The sequence below is a fragment of the Agromyces binzhouensis genome (assembly GCF_004135055.1).
GTDB classification, from domain to species: domain Bacteria; phylum Actinomycetota; class Actinomycetes; order Actinomycetales; family Microbacteriaceae; genus Agromyces; species Agromyces binzhouensis.
The window spans coordinates 1-560 of record NZ_SDPL01000817.1; the positions used below are offsets into that span (position 1 = coordinate 1).

A 560-nucleotide genomic window follows, 5' to 3' on the forward strand; every position below is an offset into this window, starting at 1 on the left:
GCCGGGGCGACGCGGAGTCGGGCTCCGAGCTCGACGAGGCCGAACTCGAGGCGGCCGAGGCCGCCGCGGATGAGGCGAAGGCGACCCAACCCCTCACCGGCGAGCTCTCGACGGCCGACCTGGCCGCGGCGGACGACGACGCTCCCGGCGCGAGCCCGGAGCCCGGAGCCGCGGAAGAGCGGTAGGCGCTCAACCGGCGTCGTCGCGCGAGCGCGCGATCACCGCGGCGGCCGCGCCCACGGCGATCGGCAGGCCGATCAGGGCTGCGACGAAGGCGGTCGTCGCGGCCGGACTCAGCAGGTACGGCAGCAGCTCGTACAACTCGAGCATGCCCTCCTCCTCGGGCGTGGGCATGCGGTCGCTCAGCCCGGCCCAGAACCGTTCGGCCTCCGCACGCCAGGACACGAGCCACCAGATCCCCGCGCCGCCGGCGACGGCGAGCGCGGCCAGCGCGAGGACCGATCGGTCGAGCAGCGAGCGGATCATGGGCGACTCCCGGGCGCGGGGCGTCCGCCGCCGGCGCCGGGGAACGCCCGCCGCAGGCCATCGGCGACGGTCAG

At 76.8% G+C, this 560-nt stretch carries 2 protein-coding genes; one reads left to right on the top strand and one right to left on the bottom strand.

Annotated elements, in window-relative coordinates:
- On the top strand, nt 1–185 hold a 185-nt coding region (locus ESO86_RS19645; RefSeq protein WP_165308456.1), incomplete at its 5' end, for a hypothetical protein.
- Nucleotides 186–189: 4 nt separating this feature from the next.
- Here ESO86_RS19645 and ESO86_RS18390 read toward each other — a convergent pair.
- Nucleotides 190–560 (bottom strand): hypothetical protein (locus ESO86_RS18390; protein WP_207207240.1); only part of this gene is annotated, 371 nt, incomplete at its 5' end.